This window comes from Rhodococcus sp. P1Y (assembly GCF_003641205.1).
Lineage (GTDB): Bacteria > Actinomycetota > Actinomycetes > Mycobacteriales > Mycobacteriaceae > Rhodococcoides.
The window spans coordinates 5708705-5728480 of sequence record NZ_CP032762.1; the positions used below are offsets into that span (position 1 = coordinate 5708705).

General features: G+C 62.7%; 20 protein-coding genes. 11 read left to right on the forward strand and 9 right to left on the reverse strand.

From position 1 onward, the window contains the following. Positions 1-220 precede the first annotated feature (220 nt). The 5 genes from D8W71_RS26485 to D8W71_RS26505 all read left to right on the forward strand — a co-directional run bounded on the left by D8W71_RS26485 (position 221) and on the right by D8W71_RS26505 (position 6958). Positions 221-2071 carry a hypothetical protein gene (locus tag D8W71_RS26485; protein ID WP_121118060.1) on the forward strand — a complete coding sequence of 617 codons (1851 nt, stop codon included), beginning with the start codon at positions 221-223 and terminating at the stop codon, positions 2069-2071. Positions 2072-2177: 106 nt separating this feature from the next. Then, complete coding sequence (locus D8W71_RS26490; RefSeq protein ID WP_236077623.1) at positions 2178-2645, forward strand: class F sortase; 468 nt, start codon at positions 2178-2180, stop codon at positions 2643-2645. Between the two features lie 99 nt (positions 2646-2744). Next, entirely contained in the window at positions 2745-4118 is a 1374-nt protein-coding gene (locus tag D8W71_RS26495; protein ID WP_121118063.1) for an FAD-dependent oxidoreductase, read from the forward strand. Positions 4119-4171: 53 nt separating this feature from the next. After that, positions 4172-5056, forward strand: a complete 885-nt coding sequence (locus D8W71_RS26500; protein ID WP_121118065.1) for an SMP-30/gluconolactonase/LRE family protein — start codon at positions 4172-4174, stop codon at positions 5054-5056. A 108-nt stretch (positions 5057-5164) separates the two neighbouring features. Then, entirely contained in the window at positions 5165-6958 is a 1794-nt protein-coding gene (locus D8W71_RS26505; protein WP_121118067.1) for a flavin-containing monooxygenase, read from the forward strand. 52 nt (positions 6959-7010) lie between these two features. Here the strand turns inward: D8W71_RS26505 and D8W71_RS26510 are convergent, their stop codons facing one another. The 3 genes from D8W71_RS26510 to D8W71_RS26520 are packed head-to-tail and all read right to left on the reverse strand — an operon-like array spanning position 7011 to position 10938. Further along, positions 7011-8474, reverse strand: coding sequence for an aldehyde dehydrogenase (locus D8W71_RS26510; protein WP_121118069.1), 1464 nt, complete (start codon positions 8472-8474; stop codon positions 7011-7013). Between the two features lie 32 nt (positions 8475-8506). Further along, complete coding sequence (locus D8W71_RS26515; RefSeq protein ID WP_201265204.1) at positions 8507-9661, reverse strand: NAD(P)/FAD-dependent oxidoreductase; 1155 nt, start codon at positions 9659-9661, stop codon at positions 8507-8509. Further along, positions 9661-10938, reverse strand: a complete 1278-nt coding sequence (locus tag D8W71_RS26520; protein ID WP_121118073.1) for a cytochrome P450 — start codon at positions 10936-10938, stop codon at positions 9661-9663. The genes D8W71_RS26515 and D8W71_RS26520 overlap by 1 nt, the downstream gene beginning before the upstream one ends. Positions 10939-11100: 162 nt before the next feature. Between D8W71_RS26520 and D8W71_RS26525 the strand changes: the two genes are divergently transcribed. Continuing rightward, positions 11101-11292 carry a ferredoxin gene (locus D8W71_RS26525; RefSeq protein WP_121118076.1) on the forward strand — a complete coding sequence of 64 codons (192 nt, stop codon included), beginning with the start codon at positions 11101-11103 and terminating at the stop codon, positions 11290-11292. Between the two features lie 127 nt (positions 11293-11419). Here the strand turns inward: D8W71_RS26525 and D8W71_RS26530 are convergent, their stop codons facing one another. After that, positions 11420-12157: a FadR/GntR family transcriptional regulator gene (locus tag D8W71_RS26530; protein ID WP_121118078.1), complete on the reverse strand. Its 738-nt coding sequence runs from the start codon at positions 12155-12157 to the stop codon at positions 11420-11422. Positions 12158-12322: 165 nt separating this feature from the next. On the opposite strand from D8W71_RS26530, the gene D8W71_RS26535 reads away from it, so the two are divergent. Then, a complete protein-coding gene (locus D8W71_RS26535; protein WP_121118079.1) occupies positions 12323-13087 on the forward strand; it encodes an enoyl-CoA hydratase/isomerase family protein in 765 nt (254 codons plus the stop codon). A gap of 4 nt (positions 13088-13091) precedes the next feature. On the opposite strand, the gene D8W71_RS26540 is transcribed toward D8W71_RS26535, so the two are convergent. Further along, positions 13092-14246 carry an ABC transporter substrate-binding protein gene (locus D8W71_RS26540; RefSeq protein WP_201265205.1) on the reverse strand — a complete coding sequence of 385 codons (1155 nt, stop codon included), beginning with the start codon at positions 14244-14246 and terminating at the stop codon, positions 13092-13094. Between the two features lie 109 nt (positions 14247-14355). Here D8W71_RS26540 and D8W71_RS26545 point away from each other — a divergent pair, with 109 nt between their 5' ends. Beyond that, entirely contained in the window at positions 14356-14916 is a 561-nt protein-coding gene (locus D8W71_RS26545) for a nuclear transport factor 2 family protein (RefSeq protein WP_121118081.1), read from the forward strand. Here the strand turns inward: D8W71_RS26545 and D8W71_RS26550 are convergent. Next, positions 14869-16137, reverse strand: coding sequence for an MFS transporter (locus D8W71_RS26550; protein WP_236077624.1), 1269 nt, complete (start codon positions 16135-16137; stop codon positions 14869-14871). The two genes, D8W71_RS26545 and D8W71_RS26550, sit on opposite strands and share 48 nt — an antisense overlap. Further along, entirely contained in the window at positions 16134-16547 is a 414-nt protein-coding gene (locus tag D8W71_RS26555; protein ID WP_121118083.1) for an acyl-CoA thioesterase, read from the reverse strand. The genes D8W71_RS26550 and D8W71_RS26555 overlap by 4 nt, the downstream gene beginning before the upstream one ends. Positions 16548-16698: 151 nt before the next feature. Here D8W71_RS26555 and D8W71_RS26560 point away from each other — a divergent pair, with 151 nt between their 5' ends. The 3 genes from D8W71_RS26560 to D8W71_RS26570 all read left to right on the forward strand — a co-directional run bounded on the left by D8W71_RS26560 (position 16699) and on the right by D8W71_RS26570 (position 18836). After that, positions 16699-17820, forward strand: coding sequence for an NDMA-dependent alcohol dehydrogenase (locus D8W71_RS26560; protein ID WP_121119974.1), 1122 nt, complete (start codon positions 16699-16701; stop codon positions 17818-17820). A 9-nt stretch (positions 17821-17829) separates the two neighbouring features. Further along, complete coding sequence (locus D8W71_RS26565) at positions 17830-18243, forward strand: nuclear transport factor 2 family protein (protein ID WP_121118085.1); 414 nt, start codon at positions 17830-17832, stop codon at positions 18241-18243. Between the two features lie 77 nt (positions 18244-18320). Next, positions 18321-18836, forward strand: a complete 516-nt coding sequence (locus D8W71_RS26570) for a nuclear transport factor 2 family protein (protein WP_121118087.1) — start codon at positions 18321-18323, stop codon at positions 18834-18836. On the opposite strand, the gene D8W71_RS26575 is transcribed toward D8W71_RS26570, so the two are convergent. Both D8W71_RS26575 and D8W71_RS26580 read right to left on the reverse strand, forming a co-directional pair. Then, the gene (locus D8W71_RS26575) at positions 18824-19324 is read right to left on the reverse strand and encodes a pyridoxamine 5'-phosphate oxidase family protein (protein WP_121118089.1); all 501 of its coding nucleotides are present in this window, start codon (positions 19322-19324) and stop codon (positions 18824-18826) included. The two genes, D8W71_RS26570 and D8W71_RS26575, sit on opposite strands and share 13 nt — an antisense overlap. Continuing rightward, entirely contained in the window at positions 19321-19776 is a 456-nt protein-coding gene (locus D8W71_RS26580) for a nuclear transport factor 2 family protein (protein ID WP_121118091.1), read from the reverse strand. The genes D8W71_RS26575 and D8W71_RS26580 overlap by 4 nt, the downstream gene beginning before the upstream one ends.

Sequence of the window (19776 nt, forward strand, 5' to 3'; positions counted from 1 at the left end):
TGACGTTCAGAACCCGCTGTCGTCGTCTCCCGTCGTCACTCTTGTCACAGAAGCACCATCAGTAACAAGTTCATAACCAAAGCCTGGGTAAACCCTGAGAGACCTATTGGTCCGTTACGGTCCTGGAAGCACAAGTACGTGTGCCTCACTAAAAGCATTTCCGGATCGGGCCGGACGTGTTGGCAGCTTCGGCTGCCACGACCGAAGGGTTAGAAGATCCATGTCGCAGAAGTCGATCGCTCGTTCGCGGAAAACCCGCCTGGCTGCCGCCGGCGCTGCGGTAGCACTGTCGTTCGCCATCGCTGCACCGGGCGTAGCCGCAGCTCAGGACGAACAGCCTTCGGAGAGCTCCAGCGTGGAATCTCCCGCCGAAGGGGGCAGCGAAGAGTCTCCTGAGTCGGTCGCACCTGATGCAAGCGTCGAGGTCGTCACTCCTGAAGGGACCGCGCCCGTCGCAGGCGAGGCGCCTGTACTACCTCCCGCGCAGGTTCTCTCCAGCGGAACCGGGGACGCTGCGGCCGCGGCTGTCCCCGTCCCAGAAGCTCCCTCGGCCACGCGGCCTCTTCCGCTCGTCACCGGTGGCGTCGTATTCAACGAAGACGGAACTGCGACGGTCAACGTCGACGTCATTCCGCAGTTATCCGACGCGGAGAAAAAGGCCCTGGCCGACGCCGAAGCCGCCAGCAAGCTCGCCGTGGAAGCCTCGGCTGCAGCGCAGGTCAAGCTTGAGGCTGCCAAGACCGCCGACGCCGCCGCAAGCACTGCAGCGACCAAGGCTCAGGTTGCAGCCGCAGAGGCCGTAACCAAGTCCAAGGCTGCCGACGAAATCGCAGCAACGGCCAAGCTGGACGCCATCGCGGCCAGCGCTGCCGTGACAAAGGCCAAGGGCGACACCGTTGCCCTACAAGCCGCCGCGGATGCAGCACAGAAGGCCAAGACCGACGCGGACAAGGTCGCTGCGGACGCTGCGACCGAGGCCACTCGCCTGGAAGCAGAAGCAACGGCCGCCGGCAGCACCGACGCCGACGCCAAGGCTGCCGAGGCGCGAATCGAAGCCGAAGCGAAGGCCGAACTGGCCGCCACCGCGACAGCAGACGCCGAGGCTTCGGCGAAAGCATTGCAGGACTCCCTCGTCGCAGTCCAGGAGTCGTTCAAGACTCTCAACATCGCCAAGGTGACCGCAGCGGTACGCGCGGCAGCGGCCAAGGCAGCCGCGTCGCTTTCCGCTGCCGTCGAGGCACGCACGGCCGTCGAGGTCGCGGCAGCAGCCGAGGCCAGGGCCAAGGAACTCGAAGCGGCAGCCGCAACGTCGACCGAGGAGGCAACCGCAGCGGCACAAAAGGCCGCCGACGCGCGAGCAGCCGAAACCGCAGCCAAGACAGACCTCGCGGCGAAGACCGATGCACTCGCGAAGGCGCAAGCAGATCTCGCCGATGCACCGTCTGCTGCTGACATCACCGCGCTCGAAAAGCTCGCCGCCGACGCACAGACGGACCTCGAGGCCGCCAATGAACTCGCAGCGGACGCAGCCCTCGCGGTGACCACAACCGCTCAGGCCGAGACCGACACCAAGGTCGTCGCCGACGCCAAAGCTGCCGAGTTGAAGGCGGCACAGACCGTCGCGACGGACACCAAAGCGGCTGCTGACGCGGCAACCAAGGCCGAGGCCGACCTGAAGGCGAAAGCCGCCGAGCTCGCCGCCAGTGGACCGAAGTTCAACTGGACCATCAACTTGGGCAACACCGTCAAGGAAGATGTTCCGGTGACTCAGGTCGACGACACGACGGTCGTCGTCGACGAAACAGGCGTCGAACTGATCGGCGTCTCCAACGAAGACGGATCGTTCACGGTCGCCGACTACTTCACCACCAACGAGGACGGCGTCACCGTGGTCGCCGGTGAACTACCCGCTGTCGATCTGGCACTGGGAGATTCGGCGGACAGCGCATCGGGCAGTTCCGACAGCTCGTCCTCGACACCTGCCATCCTGGCGGGAGTCGGCGTAGTAGCCGTCGCCGCCGTCGGTGGCGGTCTGTACCTGCGTCGCCGCAACTCGACAGATGCGACGTAGTAATTTCGCGATTGCTCTAGGGCTGACCCTGCTCGTAGCAGGTTGTGCAACTTCGGAACCTGCACCGGCCGCGCCGGACAGGTCGTCGGTGGAGTCACGGATCTCCGTGGCTCCACCCTCCCCGGTGGAGCCTGCGCAACCCAGCTGGATCGAACTGCGATCTGCTGACGGAGCAACATATCTGAGCAGTCCAGTGAATCCCGAAGGGCTGTTCCGCGACGAAAATCAAGTGTTGAACCCGGTGGACGAACTACCCGCCTGGTGGGCCGAGAGCGGACTACCGGGGACGGACACCCAGCAGACTGTTGTCATTGCCGGACACAACTATTCGAAGCGTGACGCACCGTTCAAGTCGTTGAGTGTCGTCCAGCCAGGCGACGATGTGGTGCTGCAGACACCCGGCGGGGTCCTCGAGTATTCGGTCGACACCGTCGGACCGTTGCCCAAGGGCTCGTTGTTGTCCGACAACGATTTACGCACTCAGGTCCCGGGTCGGTTGATCCTGGCCAACTGCGATGTTCGCGGCGGTGAACCTACGAACGACAATTTCATCGTGGTGGCGCAGCTCGAGTAGGCGCTTCGCTGCATGTGAGCGTTTTTACATAGTGGGCTATGTAAAAACGTTCACATGCGGGGGTCTTGCATTCATGCGCATGATAACTACGATTAGGGTATGGACACATCCAGACCTCTTCGCGTTGCCATCGTCGGCGCGGGACCGGCAGGCATCTACGCCGCCGACGCACTCATGAAGTCCGACCACAATGTCAGCGGCCCGGGTGTCAGCATCGACCTCTTCGAGCGCATGCCAGCCCCGTTCGGGCTCATCCGCTACGGCGTCGCACCCGACCACCCCCGCATCAAAGGCATCATCACCGCCCTGCACAAAGTCCTCGACAAACCACAGGTCCGCCTACTCGGCAACATCGACTACGGCACCGACATCACCTTGGGCGACCTACGCCGCTTCTACGACGCCGTCATCTTCTCCACCGGCGCCAACGCCGACCGCGCACTCAACATCCCCGGCATCGACTTGGACGGCAGCTACGGCGCCGCAGACTTCGTCTCCTGGTACGACGGCCACCCCGACGTCCCCCGCACCTGGCCCCTCGACGCCGAAAAAGTCGCCGTCCTCGGCGTCGGCAACGTCGCCCTCGACGTCGCACGCGTCCTCGCCAAAACCGGCGACGAACTCCTCCCCACCGAAATCCCCGCCAACGTGTACGAAGGCCTCAAAGCGAACAAGGCCGTCGAAGTCCACGTCTTCGGACGCCGCGGACCCGCTCAGGCCAAATTCACACCACTGGAATTGAGGGAACTCGACCACTCCCCCAACATCGAAGTCATCGTCGCCCCCGAAGACATCGACTACGACGAAGGCTCCGAACAAGCACGCCGCAACTCCAAACAGGTCGACATGGTCGCCAACACCCTCCAGGACTGGGCCATCCGCGACGTCGGTACCCGCCCCCACAAACTGTTCCTGCACTTCTTCGAATCCCCCACCGAAATCCTCGGCGAAAACGGCACAGTCACCGGCCTACGCACCGAACGCACCGAACTCGACGGCACCGGAAACGTCAAAGGCACCGGCAAATACAACGACTGGGACGTCCAAGCCGTCTACCGCGCCGTCGGCTACCTCTCCCAAAACATCAGCCAACTACCCTTCGACGAACAAGCCGGCACCATCCCCAACGAAGCAGGCAGAGTCGTCGAATCGCCGTCGTCTACCACTACGGTCCCCGCCACCTACGTCACCGGCTGGATCAAACGCGGACCCGTCGGCCTCATCGGCCACACCAAAGGCGACGCCAACGAAACCGTCGCCAACCTGCTCGAGGACGCACCCAACTTCACCGGAGCCACCGAGCCGGGCCTCGACGAGGTGACCACCTTCCTCGAAGGCAAGCAAGTCCCCTTCACCACCTGGGACGGCTGGTACCGCCTCGACGCCTTTGAGCGCTCCCTCGGCGAAGAAGAAGGCCGCGAACGCGTCAAGGTCGTCGAACGCGAAGACATGGTCGCCGCGTCTCAGGAGTGATGCGATCCGCCTGGCCTCACACGATAGAAGTCGACATGCAAAGGAACACAGTTATGACCGGCACCACCGACATCAGCACCGTCATCACCGACAGGGCGTTCCTCGAGTGCCCACGTTGGCACGATGGACGGATCTGGGTCTCGGATCTGTATGCGCACGAGGTTCTTTCGATCGGTGACGACGGCGACGTTCGCATCGAGGCGACGCTGACCGATCGTCCGTCCGGGCTCGGCTGGCTGCCCGACGGTCGACTGCTGATCGTATCGATGGTCGACGGGCTCGTACTACGCCGCGAGAACGACGGCACACTCGTCACGCATGCCGACGTGTCCCACCTTGCAACGGGCAAGTTGAACGACATGGTCGTCGACGAGCGCGGACATGCGTACATCAGTACCTTCGGTTTCGAGTTTCGTAGCCGGTCGTACGTCGAATCCGCTGTGCTCATCCATGTCGCTCCCAACGGCGACGCCGACATCGCCGCCGGAGATTTGCTGTTTCCCAACGGGTCCGTTATCACCGAAGACCGCACACTGGTCGTCGCCGAGTCGATGGGTAACCGGTTGACCGCATTCGACGTCGCCGACGATGGCGGGTTGTCCAACCGTCGAATCTGGGCGGCGTTCGGGCCCGAGGTCCCCCGCACCACCGTCAAGGACGCTATGAGCGCAGCCTCCGTAGCCCCTGACGGCATCGGTCTAGATTCCGAAGGTGCGATCTGGGTCGCCGACGCGCTGCACCAGAGGCTGATTCGCGTCGTCGAGGGCGGCAAGATTATCGACGAAAAGGTATTCCCGACAGGGGTTTTCGCATGCATGCTCGGCGGGCTGGACGGTAAGACGCTGTTCGCGTGTGCGGCGCCGTCATCCTCCGAGCACGCGCGCCAAGATACTCGTGACGCGAGCCTGCTCTCCGTCGAAGTCGACGTACCTGCATGAGCACACAGAGAAGACTTTTGGGCAGTCTTTCAAATTGCCGCCAAAACGAGGCCCGAACTGTGACACTGATTACAATCAAGGTAATGAGTATCATAGATTGGAATTCTCATGACAGCACCGCTGAATGATGTCGATCCAAAAGCGATCGCCGAGGAGTGGATTCGAGGATTCACCACGGCTGTCGCCGGCCGTGATTCAGCGGCGGCAGCGGTGTTGTTCCAGGCCGATGGGTGGTGGCGGGACTTACTAATTTTCGGCTGGGACTTGCGCAGCGTGCATGGTATCGAGAACATCGGTATGCACCTCGCAGAGGGCCCCGACCATGGCCAAGTACGGTTTTTCATGCCTGACGAAGCGAACCTGGTCGAGGTTGGTGACGATCGTTGGATACAGGCGGTCATCACCATCGACTCCGAATTGGCCCGCGGCCGAGGGGTCCTCCGTCTGACCCAGACCGGAGACGATACGTCGTGGAAGGCCTGGACTTTGCTCACTGCGATGGAGGAACTCGTCGGTTACGAGGAGTCCGCCGGCGCCCGCCGCCCCCGCGGCGGTGCCCAGGGCGCGGACCGCATGGCCCGAAACTGGCAGGACGCCCGTCTCGCGCAGCAGGAATTCAACGATTCCGAACCACAGGTCCTCGTCATCGGCGCTGGCCACGGCGGCCTCGGTCTCGCGGCCCGCCTAGGACAGGTCGACGTGAGCACGCTTGTCATTGACCGAGGCGAACGCATCGGTGACAACTGGCGCAACCGTTACCGATCCCTCGTGCTGCATGACCCCGTGTGGTACGACCACCTCCCTTACCTCCCGTTCCCGCCGACCTGGCCGATATATACACCGAAGGACAAGATCGGCGACTGGCTCGAGTTCTACGCCTCGACATTGGAACTCAATGTCTGGACCGGCTCCGAACTAGTGTCCAGCAATTACGACGACGACGACGCTGTGTGGACCGTAACGATTCGGCGGGCAGACGGCAGCGAGCGCACCGTGCACCCCCGACATCTGGTGCTCGCAACTGGCGCCAGCGGCACCGAACCGAACATGCCCACTGTCCCCGACGCGGAGAAATTCACGGGAACATTCTGTCATTCAAGCGGATTCACCGGTGGTACTGATCTTCGCGGCAAGAAAGCGACCGTCGTTGGCAGCTGCAATAGCGGCCACGACATTGCTCAAGAACTGCATGAACAGGGCGCCGACGTCACGATGATCCAACGGTCCCCCTCCTACGTGGTCAGCGTCGACGCCTCCGCAATCGCCATGGTCGGCATGTACGACGAAACCGGGCCACCGACAGATACGGCCGACCTGCTCGGTGCCTCATTCCCGTTCAAGGCTGTACCCCACATCCACCAGGCCACCACCTCTGCCATGGCCGAGGCCGACAAAGACCTCCTCGATGGCCTCCGCCGATCCGGTTTCTTGCTCAGCACCGGGATCGACGGCACGGGCGCGCTCATGCTGTTCCTCCAGAAAGGCGGTGGTTACTACATCAATGTCGGTTGCTCAGAACTCATCGCCGCGGGTGACATTGACATCCGAGCAGGTGTCGAGATCCAACGATTCACCCCGCACGGCGTCCGACTGACCGACGGTACCGCCCTCGACGCCGATATCGTTGTGTTCGCCACCGGATTCAAGGGAATGCTCGAAACCGCCCGCCATCTCCTCGGCGACCACGTCGCGGACCGCTGTGGTCCAGTGTGGGGCCTCGACGACGAAGGCGAACTACAGGGCATTTGGCGAAAATCTGGGCACCCAGGTCTGTGGTTCATGGGCGGCAACCTCGCGATGGCTCGCTACTACGGCAAATTCCTTGCACTTCAGATCAAGGCAATAGAGGAAGGCATTCACCCCTCAGCCGCTGCAACTCAACAAATTACGTCCGCGCTGTGAACCTTCGATAATGATGAAGGGCCCCTCACGAGGGGCCCTTCATCTTGCAAAACTAGTTCGCGAACTGAATCAGCTTGGTCTCGAGGAACGAACTCAGGCCTTCGACGTTGCCTTCACGGCCGAGGCCGGACTGCTTGTATCCACCGAAGGGCTGCGTGACGCACATGTCCCAGCCGTTGATCGAGATCTGACCGGTGCGGACGCGTCGGGCAATGCTCTCCGCGAGCGCAGCGTCCTCGGCGTAGACGGCTCCGGAGAGACCGTAATCGGAATCGTTGGCGATGGCGATGGCCTCGTCGACGTCGTCGAACGGGATCACCACGACGACAGGACCGAAGATTTCCTCCTGTGCAATGCGCATGTCGTTGGTGACGTCGGCGAACAGCGTCGGCTCGACATACCAGCCCTTGTCCAGTCCGGCCGGACGGCCGCCACCGGTGACGAGCCTCGCACCCTCGGCCTTGCCGACCTCGATGTAGTCGAGCACGCGGGTGCGCTGACGCTCGGCGGCGAGCGGTCCGATGACGGTGTCGTCCTTACGCGGATCGCCGACGGACACCGATTCGAAGATCGTCTTGATGGTCTCGACCACCTCGTCCTGACGGTGACGCGGGACGACGATGCGGGTGATGGCCGCGCAGACCTGACCGCTGTGGCCGATCCCTGCAAACGCAAGGCCGGGAAACACCTTGTCGAGGGCGATGTCGTCGGCGATGATACCTGCAGACTTACCGCCCAATTCCAGCGTGACGCGTGCGATGCGCTCACCGCAGATGCTCATGATCTTGCGTCCGGCAATGGTCGACCCAGTAAACGAGATTTTGTCGACGTCCTTGTGCCGCACCAGATATTCACCGGTTTCGCGGCCACCCGGCAGCAGGGAAATGACGCCCTCGGGCAGACCTGCCGCTTCGAGTGCCTCGGCGAGCAGCATGGTACTGACCGGGCCTTCGGGCGCAGGCTTGAGCACGACCGTACAACCGGCAGCGAGAGCAGGTGCGATCTTCAGTGAGGCTGTAGCGACCGGGCCGTTCCACGGAATGATCGTGGCAACAACGCCGATGGGCTCGCGGACGAGCTTGCCGTGACCTTCGGGCCAACTACGCTCTTCTTCGAATTCGAAACGCTCGTGCAGGGTGGACGCGTCGCCCCACATCTTGAGTGCGTTGTTGTGGAATGCGACGCTCGCGCCCGCCGGTGCACCGATCTCTGCGGTGAACGCGGTTGCCATGTCATCGAATCGCTTCTCGACTTCTTCTTGGATACGGATGAGATACTTCGCCCGTTCGGCGGCAGTGAGACGTGGCCAGGGGCCTTCGTCGAACGCTTTTCGTGCGGCAGCGACGGCTTTGTCGATGTCGGCGGGCTGCGCTTCGGGAACCGTCGCGAGCAGTTCCTCGGTGATCGGGGAGACGACTTCGATCACCTTGTCGCTGGACGGCTCGACCCACTTTCCGCCGATGAACAGTTTGTCGTAGCTCTTCAGGGTCGTTGCGGTGGGGACTGTAGCGGTCATCGGTACATCACTCCTGTTGTTGCCGAACGGATTTAGCTGAGCGGTTGGGCGATATCGCGTAGCGCGAGAGCGTCGGGCCGCGCGCCGGCTGAAACAGCAGCGCGTGCGCCGATCATGAGCTTGGGCGTGTCGATACTGAGATGCGCTGTGAGCAGCCCTGAGTCGTCGACCCATGCCGCAGCCCATTTGCCGTCCACGCCGTCTCGAACGACAGCGGTGTCCGTGGACGAGTGGTGGCCGACATATTGGAGCTTGTGACCGAATTGATCACTCCAGAAGTACGGAACAGGATCATGGGCGACGGATTCGCCGCCCGTCAGGGTCCGGGCGATGGCGTCGGGACCGGTTCTAGCGTCGTCCCAATGTTCGACGAGCAGACGTTCCTGGGCCCGCGGTGACCAGCGCACTGCGACATCACCGACGGCGAATACGTGAGGATCCGAAGTCCGCAAGTTCTCGTCGACGACGATCCCTCGATCGATCTCGAGCCCTGATCCGCCCAGCCACGCCACATCCGGCCTGACGCCGACTCCGGCGACGACGACGTCGGCCGAGATTTCCTCGCCGGTGGTGAGCGTGACGCCGGTGTCGGTGACCTCGCGGACGCCGATGCCGAGACGAAGATCCACCTCCGACCACCAGTCGACGAATCGTTTGCCGATCTCCTCGCCCAGAGCATTTCCGAGTGGCGCGGGACCGGATTCGATGCAGGTGACCTCGGCGCCGGCAGCGAGAGCGGCTGTCGCGACCTCCGCGCCGATCCAACTCGCGCCGACGAGAACGACTTTCGCCCCTGGAACCAGCTTCTCCCGCAGCGAGCGGGAATCGTCCACGGTGCGTACGGCCAACTGACGTTCGCTGCCCGGCAACCGGATCGGTGCGGCGCCCGTCGCGATGATCAGGGCGTCGTACTCGACCGGGCCGCCTGCCGTGTGGACTTGCTTGGCGCTCGTGTCGAGTCCTGTTGCGGCGGTGCCGGTGCGAACATCGATCTTCAAGGCGTCGTAGTCGGTGCGCAACTGCGTGTTCAACTCACCCTTCAGCGCAGCCTTCGTCAGCGGAGGCCGGTCGTAGGGGAGGTGTTCCTCGGCGGCAAGAAGCACGATCTCTCCTTCGAAACCGTTCGCCCGCAACGTTTCACAGCAACGCGCGCCGGCGAGACCGCCGCCTACGATGACGACTTTCATCAGTACATCGGGGCAGCGGGTGCGGTGGACGCGGCAAGCGCCTCGCCGTCTGCCAGGAGCCGCTTGCCCGGGGTGAAGTGCGCTGGGATTCGCTGCCAGCCCATATTGGTGCCCTGATGTGGGTAGCGCTCGAGCTTGTCGCGTTCGATCGTGTAGTCGGGCATACGGTTGAGGATCTGCGTCAACAACGTCTTTGCCATCAAACGACCGAGGTGCGAACCTGAGCAGCGGTGCACACCGATACCGAATGCTGTGTGCCTGTTCGGCCAGCGGTCGATGTCGATCTCGTCGGGATTCTCGAACAGCTCTTCGTCACGGTTCGCTGACGCCCACGACAGGAGAACGCGGTCGCCCTTCTTCATCGGGCACCCCTTGAATTCGACGTCGTCGGTCACGGTCCGCGCGAGCGCTTGCGTCGGCGAAAAGAACCGGAGGAATTCCTCGACAGCATGATCCATCAGCGACGGGTCGTCGATGAGGCGCTGGCGGACGTCCGTGTGATCGGCGAGCCACACGAGCGTCTGACTGACCAGTGACGCCGTCGTTCCCGTGCCACCTGCGACCAGGAGCTCGACCATCGCGAACACCTCGAAGTCGTCGAGGACGCGGCCGTCGACCTCCTGCTGCACGAGGTAGCTGATGACGTCGCCGGTCGGGTTCTCGCGTCGATCGGCAATGACCGAACGCATCTTCTCGGACAGGTACGGGAAGTCGACCTTCATTGCGTGCTCGTAGTGCGGAGATCCCGGCACCCCGGCGAGGGCCTCATGATGCGCTGCGGCATAGGTCTTCCAGTCCTCGATGCCGAGGCCTAGCCAGTCGACGGTGACGATGGCCGGCACCCCGATGACCGAGGTGAAATCGCATTCGCCCGCCTCGATGACGCTGTCGATGAAGGCGGTGGTGTGGTGCTCGACCAGATCCTTCATCTTCTCGACGGCGGCCGGAGAGGTGATGGGGTTGACGATCTTCCGGTACTTGCGGAACTCAGGGGGATCCAGCTCGATCGGGATGTGAAAGTGCATGGGCGTCTTGGGGATAACCACCGACAGGCCTTCGCCGCCGTACTCGTTTCGCGCCGAGGAGAACGTGTCGTCGTCGCGGGAAGCGTCGAACACGGCGTCGTAGTCGGACAACACCCAGTAACCGCCGTGCGCTTCGGACCAACCGCGCTTCTCGGCGTTCCTGAGCTTGCGGTAGGAGCCAACAGGATCCGCGGAGTGTTCCTGCGAGTTGTGGTCGAAGTGGATGACCGGGCAACGGCCGCTTTCAGTCATGTCTGTGTTTCCTCCTGCGAGCGAAATCTGGCGCAACCATTCGGGCCTTGTCCTGATAATGGTTATACTAGATTACGATGTTGTCAACATCACAGCATTGACCAGCTTATAGTTCAGGTCACTGGAGTGACTGTAAACAAAGAGTGCTTCGAAGGAGGAGTCGTGAACGTATCGGTCGACGAGTTCCAGTGCCAGGGTCACGGCCTGTGCCAAATGACATCGCCGCAGGTCTTCGCTCTGCGCGACGAGGATGGACATGCCTACGTGCTGCCCGAGGGGCAGGAGCCCGACCATGCCGGGGAGGCCAGGGCAGGAGCGGACAGCTGCCCGGAACGCGCCATCAGCGTCAGTTAGGCGCCTACGGCGCACGCGAACTAGCGGCCGTGCCTCAGTGGCGTGGTTGAGTGCCTCAGAGGGGCCCTAACCACGCCACTGGCGCGGAGCGCCCAACCAAAAGCGCCGCGGAGCGCGTACCAAAAAGCTAGAGAGCCCGATCCCACTGAATGACCGAGCCCATGACATCCGGGAACTTCCGCTCGGCGTAGCGAACGTATTCGTTGATGTGCTGCGCCATCCGGTCCTGTGAGAGGCCTGGGTCGTGCGCAAGGAGAGAGTCGTAGATCGATTGATGAGCTGTCAGAATCGCGGCGCGACGAGGCGCCGGGTAGTCGATACCGATGATCGTGCCGTCCATGATTCCGAGCAGCGAGTCGACAAGATAGCCGAACAGCGGGTTACCCGACGACCAGGCGATGATGTCGTGGAACTGCTTGTTGGCCTCGAGGAAGATGTACTGGTCGTCGAGGGAATCACGCATTGCTTCGATGGTGCCGTTGAGTTGGACGAGGGAGTCGTCGGAGATCCGTTCGGCGGCCAATTTGCTGATCATCGGTTCCATTGCCACGCGTGCTTCAGCGATAGCCTTGAACGGCGCGTTCTTGAGTTGCATGAGCAGGATGACCGTGCTGGCCAGATGCGAGGCGTCGGGGTCGAGCAGAACCGGGCCGCCTTTGGGCCCCGGCTTGAGCGCGATGACTCCCTGAAACTCGAGCAGACGAAGCGCCTCACGCAGCGTTCCACGACCGATCTGATACTTCTCGAGCATCGCCTTCTCGGGCGGAAGAAGATTGCCGACAACGAGGCCCTGACGCAGCGTGTCGCGAATGATCTGTTGCGCGATCACCATCGCCGCCTTCGGAGCGCGATTGGTCACGGTCATGAGTGTGTCCTCCCAGCTTCGCGCGGACCGAACGCTGTCCGCGGACGCCCCGTAAATCAAGGCGATTGATTATAACAATAAAGCCCGAGCTGGCCGTGGACCACGAAACCGCAGTTCCCCGCTGTACAAATCCTTCAACCCCCCACGCCGAAGAACAGGAACGCCATGCCTGACGTAATCATCGAAAGTACACCGGCCACCCTCTGGATTCGCCTCAACAGGCCTGAGCGTCGTAATGCGTTCGATCCTGAGATGTCGGCCGCGATCGCCGACGCCCTCGACGACGCGTCGGGCTATCGCTCGGTCGTCATCACAGGATCAGGCGGCAGCTTTTGCGCGGGCGGGTCGTTGGCCAAGCTCAGCGAGCCGACACCCAAGGAGATGCGCAAGTTGTATCGAGGTTCGCTGCGCCTGTTCGACTCCATCCGCAATTGCCCGCGGCCGGTGATCGCAGCCGTCAACGGCGCCGCCGCCGGCGGCGGGAACGAGCTGATCGTCGCGTGCGATCTGGCTGTCGCCGCCCGCTCTGCGACGTTCGGACAAACCGGTCCTCGCGTCGGAAGCTCCCCGGTCACCGGAGCCACCAACGTCATGGGTGTGCAGATCGGCGAAAAGCGCGCCAAGGAGATGGCGATGCTGTGCCGACGGTATTCCGCGCAGCAGGCGTTGGATCTCGGCCTGATCAACGAGGTCGTGGACGACGACAAGCTGGAGGAGACGGTGCAGGGGTGGTGCGACGAGATCTCCGCTCTGAGTCCTCGGTACCTCGAGATCACGAAGGTCAGCTCCAACGTGTGGTGGAACGCGGCACGCGACTCTTTCTCCACGGGGCTCGGCATGCTCAACCAGGCAGTGGGGAGCCCCGACATGATCGAGGGTGCGACGGCCTTCCTCCAGAAGAGGAAGGCCGTCTTTCCGGACCCGCAGTAGGCGGCTACTTTTCGGACAGAAGGACTTCCTCGGTGCCGTTCCACTGCACGACTGCACCCTTGACTCGCATGTCGTTGCCCTCGAAGGTGACGTCGCCTTCGGCGCCGGTGAAGCCTTCTGCCACGACCTGCTGCAGACCGTTCTGGATGTCCTCGCGCGACGCACCTCCGGACTTCTCGATGGCGTGGGCGATCATCCACGCAGCGTCATAACCCTCGGCGGCGTAGTTGTTCGGGTTCTCGCCGTCGTACTTGGCGCGGTATGCCGCGACGAACTCCTGCGTTCCGGGATTCGTCCCGTGGTAGGTGAAGTCGGTGGGCCAGGTCATGCCTGCACCCGCCGGGCCCGCGGGCGTGAGATTGCCTGCACCGGAACCAGTGTGGGTGACGAGAGTTCCGTCGTAGCCTGCTTGACGCAGCTGCGATACGGCAGTGGCGTTCTGGGCTCCGTTCATCATGATCGCGATCCCGTCCGGGTTGTCGGCGAGGATCTTGGCGATCGGCGCGGTGAAGTCCTGGGTCGTGTTCTGCACCGAAGATGTCGATGCCACGGTGTACCCGAACTGCTCGGCCATCTCCGGAATCGTCTCCTCCGACAGCTGCGTCAAGGTCGGGTTGGCGCTGTTGTACAGAATGCCGAGGGTCTTCACGCCCTCCTGCTGGAGATACTCACCCGCCTGGTCGTAGTAGGTAGCCATGGGAGCCGTTGCACGGTAGGTGTATTCACCGACGAGCGTGCCTTCACTGCCGGATTGGGTGAACACGATGGGAACCTTGGCCGCCTGCGCAAGTGGCGCGATGGCGATCGACTGCGCGCTGGTGACTGTGCCGAGAATCGCGGCGACGTCGGGATTGACGGTCGCCTCCGTGACCTGACTTGCGGCGGTCTGCGCCTCGCCCGCGGTATCGCGGCTCTCCAGCTTCACCGTCGACTCGCCCAAATACTTCTGATCGTTGATCTCGCCGATCGCCAGCTCGATTCCCTTGAGCTGGTTGGATCCCGCGTAGGACAACGTCCCTGTCTTGTCGGTGACGGAGAAGAGCGTGATTTCCGACGGCATTTCACCCGAAGCGGTGCTGCCTCCCCCACTTCCGCCGCTACATCCGGCGACGCCGAGTATCGCGACCGCGGCCAACGCGGGGACAGCAAACCTGTTCATCGTTTCACCCATTTCCTGGTAATCATGCGCATATACTGATTCAGTTCATGATGGGCTGTCCCGTCGCGTCCTGTCCAGGAAATACCGGAATCGGAAGAAGATCCCCGAGATGCTCACCTCCGACGTCGAAGCACGCCTCGATCGAATCGAATCACGCACGGCCATTGGTGAACTCCCGATTCTCTACTGCCTGGTCATGGACGAGCGCAACACCACCGGAATCAGAGCTCTGTTCACCGCCGACGCGACCATGCGGTCCGCAGACGGGGTGTTCTCGGCGTCGGGCATCGACACCATCGTCGACGTCTTCCAGGCCAGATTCGACGCGCTCGGACCGACGAACCACGTCACGCACGGGCACGTGATCCGATTCGACGACGGCGATGCCGACCTCGCCATCGGGATTGCCGTCGGACATGCCGAGTTGGTGCGCAACGGCGTCCCGATGGTAACGGCACTGCGATACCGCGATGTCTACCGTCGCGTCGACGCCACCTGGAGAATTCAGGATCGACTGATGTCCTACATGTACTACCTGCCTACGAGTGAGTACTCGAACGGACTCGGTGACCCGAACAGCATGCGCGCCTATGGAGATCGACGTCCTGCGGACTGGCCGGAGTCACTGCACTCGGGTGACGCCGCCTGGCTGGAGCAGTTCTGGACCTAGCGGCTCGACGGCGGCCTCCCAGCGACCGTGACCGAGTAGTGCGACCGCAGAGCACAGCACCACGAAAACCACTCCTGCCGTTGCCATCCCCGTCGCACTTCCCCACGCAGTAGACACCGCGCCGGTGACAAGAGCGAGCACTGCAGTCAGTCCGTAACAGAACGAGGCGAATCGTGACGCGACGCGCCCCTGCTCGACGGCAGTGGCTCCGCGCGTCAATATCCGGAGCCCGCACGCGTAGGCGAACCCCTGCCCGAGTCCCCAGCACACGCAGCCGGCCAGAACGAGCACCAGGTTCGACGCCACCACCCCTGCCGAACACAGAACGGCCCCGGAAGCGATGAGAACCAGCGACTGAATCGGCCGCAGCGCCGTCCGTAGAGATGCAAAGACAAACGGCGAAATCCACGCGATCGACAGCAACACCACCGGGGCGAGGGCGCCGACGATCAGCGACGAGCTACCGGTCTGCTCGCGCACAGCAGTCGGCAGAATCCCGACGGCGATGCCGCCGATCGCCCAGCCCGCGAGCCCGATACCGTAGCCCGCGGCGCGAGCGCGGGCGTCGCGGTCGGTGTTGCTCGCCTCAGCATCGACGGATTCCGGTTCGACGAGAGCAGCGCGCAGAATCCCCCGCGCACGATAGAGAGCGATCACGAGAACTGCCAGGACCGTCACGAGCAGGCCCATATGAATCAGGTAGACAGTCGTGGTCGGTCCCGGAAGATATTCGGCCACAGCAGCTCCGAGGATCAGACCGACGAACGATCCGAAGATCGCTCCCGACGCCGCGATGGTCCGCCCCTTCTCACCACGGGCCGCCACGGCGATGGTCGCAGCCGCACCCGTGGCCACCCCGACGCACGTGCCGGTCAGATACCTGCCGACGAAGAGTGCGACGACGGAATCGCCGCCCATCATCAGCGCGATATCGGCGACGACGCCGCCCACCACGGAGACCGGCAACAACAACCACGCATAGCGAGTGAGATGCGTACGTGCCATCACGGTGAACGTCACCACCAATGCCACGAGATACGTTGCGAACAGAGCAGACACAGTGAACGTCGAGAGTGCCATTCGGTCCGCGTACATCGGGAGCAACGGACCAGGCACGTTCGATCCGACGACGAGTGCGGCAAACGTAGCTGCTGTTGCGGCGCCCAACATCCGGCGCCGGCGGGCGAGAACCTGAATATCGATCTCGGTGTGCGCCGTCACGGACGGTCGAGAGAGGACAGCGCGTCGCGCAGAGGGTCGGGAATCGGAGCTTTGAGTCCGTCGGGGCCTCGTACGGCGTACTTGATCTTGCCGTACGCGACGCGATCGTCCCCGCGCGTGAACGGAAATCCGACGATGTAGGAGGTGGTTCCGAGGTGATCGAGTTCCATCCCGCAGGTGATCTCGTCGAATACGCGGCACGACGTGAGATAAGAGCATTCGGAACCGAATCCGACGGTGCCGACCCCGATGGCATCCAACATCGTGTGACTGTCCAGTCCGTGGGAATGCAGCCACACGCTGTAAGTGCGTTCCATCCAGGGGTAGTTCATCGCGAAGTACGAGATGCCGATGGCATCGCAGTCTCCGTAGGCAAGTGTGAAGGTCTGGCTAGTCGGATGGTCGACCATCTACGGCACCTCTTTCTGTACTCACTTTCTAACATCCCGACCTTTACACTAATCATTATCATGGTTATGGTGACTGGAGTCACATGTAAACGTGCGCATCAATTCAACATCGCACGTGGACAGCATGTTCGGTCTCATCGAAGGAGCAGCAGTGAAAACCATCGGAGCCTTGATCTGGGAGCCCGGCACGCGCTCGGGCTGGAGTGTGGAAGAGATCGAGATCGATCCGCCCAAGAGCCGTGAAGTGCGCATCAAGCTCGCGGCGTCGGGAATCTGCCACAGCGACGACCACGTCGACACCGGCGACATCCCGCTCGATTGGGCACCCATCATCGGTGGTCACGAGGGTGCAGGGGTCATCGAGGAGCTCGGTCCCGACGTCACTGGTTTCGAGGTCGGTGACCACGTCGTGCTGTCGTTCCTTCCGTCGTGTGGGCATTGTCAGATGTGCACTGTCGGGCGCTCGAACATGTGCGAGATGGGCGCAGGTGTGCTCGCCGGCTTCGCACCCGACGGCACCCATCGCGTCCACGCTCGTGGCCAGGGCGTCGGCCCCTTCTCGTTCCTCGGTACGTTCTCGCCGTACGTCGTCGCCAATATCGACTCGTGCGTCAAGATCGGCAAGGACATCCCGCTCGACAAGGCAGCCCTCATCGGCTGCGGCGTACCCACCGGCTGGGGATCCTCCGTCTACGCGGCCGAGGTTGCTCTCGGTGAGACCGTCGTCGTCATCGGCACCGGCGGCGTCGGCATGAACGCAGTCCAGGGAGCCCGCCACAAGGGCGCGAAGAACATCGTCGCCGTCGACCCCGTCGAGTACAAGCGTGACCAGGCGAAGCTCTTCGGCGCAACCCATACCGTCGAAAACCTCGATCAGGCCAAGGAACTCGTAGATTCTCTGTCGAACGGCCAGGGCGCCGACAAGGTGCTCATCACCGTCGACATCGCCTACGGTCATCTGCTCAACCCGGCGCAGGAGATGACGCGACGTGGCGGCACGCTGGTCCTTACGTCGGCGGCACCCGTCACCCAGCGCGATGTGCCGTTCGACCTGTTCACATTCGCGATGTCCGGAAAGCGCCTGCAGGGCACGCTTTACGGGACCACGACGGCCCGCCGCGACATCCCGTTGATCGCCGACATGTACCGCCGCGGCGAATTCATGCTGGACGAGCTGGTCACCAAGACCTACAAGCTCGAACAGATCAACGAGGCCATCCAGGACATGCGCGACGGCAAGAACATCCGCGGCGTCATCATGTACGACGAGTAGGAGACTCGAATGAGTGTCAGCGAAATCATTTCTGCAACACACACCTACGCGTTGGGATTGGACAAGTTCGATCCCAAGCTCGCGCTGAGTGCGTTCGCCGTCGATGCCGTCTGGGATGCGACACCGGTGGGTCTGGCGAAGTACGAGGGGCACGAGGCGATCCTCGACTTCTTCGAGCGCGATGCCGAGCAGGTGAAGGATCAGTTTCACATCATCACCAATCACATCGTGCACTTCGATTCCGAGACCACCGCGCATGGCACCAACTACGTGTTCTCCGAGGGCCACACCAACGGTGGTGCGGCGTTCAAAGCCATTGCGCTGAACGAGGACACCTACGTACACACCGACGACGGGTGGAAAATAGCCTCCCGCGTCATCTCGCCCCTCACCCCGCCCCAGATGGAGGGATTTGAGGCTTGAGGCGCTTCGCGCCCGTGCGTGCGTAGTTACGTCGGGACGTAACTACGCACGCACGGGCGGAGCCGTTTAAGGAACACATGAAACCGCTCGACATTCTCATTGCCAAGGATTCGATCCGCGACCTGGCAGGCACGTATTCGATGGCGGTGGACGACCACGACATCGACGCGGTCCTCGGGATGTACACGCCCGATGCCACATTCACCGTGGCCGGCGCCACGCTGCGCGGCCATGCTGAGCTGCGTGAGTTCTACGTCGGCAGCATGGACCGCTACACCACCATGCTGCACACTCCGGAGATCCACCTGATCACCGTCGAAAGCAGGACCTCGGCAACCGGACGAATGACCGGGCATGCCGAACTCGCGGTACGAGATACGCTGATGATGACGGCTTTTCGCTATGCGGACCACTACGCCTTCGACGGCAGGTGGCGGTTCCAGCACCGCGAGGTCACCTTCATGTACGCGGTGCCATTCGAAGCCATGAGCGCGAGTTTCCGGACGAACAAGCGGATCAGATGGCCGCAAACTCGGTACGCCGAAGCTGACTATCCCGAGTCCGCGCCCACCTGGAATACCTATCGCAGCTGACCACCTCGCCCGTCACCGGGCATCTTCGTCGAATCGTGGCTGACGGCGATCCGAACAGGCTCGACTTCGAGAACGACACGTTCCGGGCTGTCCAGCAGTCGCGCGAATGCGTCGGGATCCCCCGGTGCGAGATGTCGCGAGAATTCGGGGTAGAACCACGTCTTCACCGAAGCGTCGTCGTGCACAGTGGCCTTGCCTCGAATCGAGACCATTCGACGGCCCGGCAGCGACGTGCCCGCATTGGAGATCACCAGACTCACGCGGGGATCGCGCACCGCCCCGCGAACGTGCGCCCGGCTTGCGGCCGCCGTCAACCAGAACCTGTCTCTGGTGAACAGGTAGCTCATGACGACGCCCGCGGGCCAGCCTGCTTCGGTAGTGAACGCGAACGTGCACTCGGTCTGGGTTGCGATCAACTCCGAGCGCCCTTCCATCGATGCGCGCACCGACGAGAGGTTCTCGTTGTCGTCGATTCCCACCCGGCTCACGAGTCGGAGGATCCGTAGGGCACGAACGCTGCGGTCGCTGTCGGCAGTGCCATGACGCGGTCGACGTAGATTCTCTTGTGCTTGATCTTCAGATCACCGTCTACTTCGACCAGAGAATCGGAGTAACGACCGAAGATCCGGGACGTGCTGTCGGGGTTGAACAAGGTCGCCTCGAAGTACGCCTCGATGCGGACGCCGTCGTCCTCGCGTGTCACCAGCATGTTGGTGACGACGTGGCGTGACACCTCCGTCTCGGACGCCGCGAACGCACGGTAGATGTCGAGGAAGTTCTCCAACCCGCGCTTCTCCTGGGTCGTCTGCGTGACGGCTATGTCCTCCAGTGCGAGATCGCGCAATGTATCGAGATCTCCGGAATCGGCTGCCCAGGCATAGGCGGTCAACGTCGTCTGCGCACGGTGCGCGAGGTCCTGATCGACCAGAGTTGTCGTCAT

Bases quoted from the DNA above. Each gene is read 5' to 3' on its own strand.
- D8W71_RS26485 (WP_121118060.1), top strand. From the start codon at position 221: ATGTCGCAGAAGTCGATCGCTCGTTCGCGGAAAACCCGCCTGGCTGCC.
- D8W71_RS26495 (WP_121118063.1), top strand. From the start codon at position 2,745: ATGGACACATCCAGACCTCTTCGCGTTGCCATCGTCGGCGCGGGACCG.
- D8W71_RS26500 (WP_121118065.1), top strand. From the start codon at position 4,172: ATGACCGGCACCACCGACATCAGCACCGTCATCACCGACAGGGCGTTC.
- D8W71_RS26505 (WP_121118067.1), top strand. From the start codon at position 5,165: ATGACAGCACCGCTGAATGATGTCGATCCAAAAGCGATCGCCGAGGAG.
- D8W71_RS26510 (WP_121118069.1), bottom strand. From the start codon at position 8,474: ATGACCGCTACAGTCCCCACCGCAACGACCCTGAAGAGCTACGACAAA.
- D8W71_RS26515 (WP_201265204.1), bottom strand. From the start codon at position 9,661: ATGAAAGTCGTCATCGTAGGCGGCGGTCTCGCCGGCGCGCGTTGCTGT.
- D8W71_RS26520 (WP_121118073.1), bottom strand. From the start codon at position 10,938: ATGACTGAAAGCGGCCGTTGCCCGGTCATCCACTTCGACCACAACTCG.
- D8W71_RS26530 (WP_121118078.1), bottom strand. From the start codon at position 12,157: ATGACCGTGACCAATCGCGCTCCGAAGGCGGCGATGGTGATCGCGCAA.
- D8W71_RS26535 (WP_121118079.1), top strand. From the start codon at position 12,323: ATGCCTGACGTAATCATCGAAAGTACACCGGCCACCCTCTGGATTCGC.
- D8W71_RS26540 (WP_201265205.1), bottom strand. From the start codon at position 14,246: ATGAACAGGTTTGCTGTCCCCGCGTTGGCCGCGGTCGCGATACTCGGC.
- D8W71_RS26545 (WP_121118081.1), top strand. From the start codon at position 14,356: ATGCTCACCTCCGACGTCGAAGCACGCCTCGATCGAATCGAATCACGC.
- D8W71_RS26555 (WP_121118083.1), bottom strand. From the start codon at position 16,547: ATGGTCGACCATCCGACTAGCCAGACCTTCACACTTGCCTACGGAGAC.
- D8W71_RS26565 (WP_121118085.1), top strand. From the start codon at position 17,830: ATGAGTGTCAGCGAAATCATTTCTGCAACACACACCTACGCGTTGGGA.
- D8W71_RS26570 (WP_121118087.1), top strand. From the start codon at position 18,321: ATGAAACCGCTCGACATTCTCATTGCCAAGGATTCGATCCGCGACCTG.
- D8W71_RS26580 (WP_121118091.1), bottom strand. From the start codon at position 19,776: ATGACGACAACTCTGGTCGATCAGGACCTCGCGCACCGTGCGCAGACG.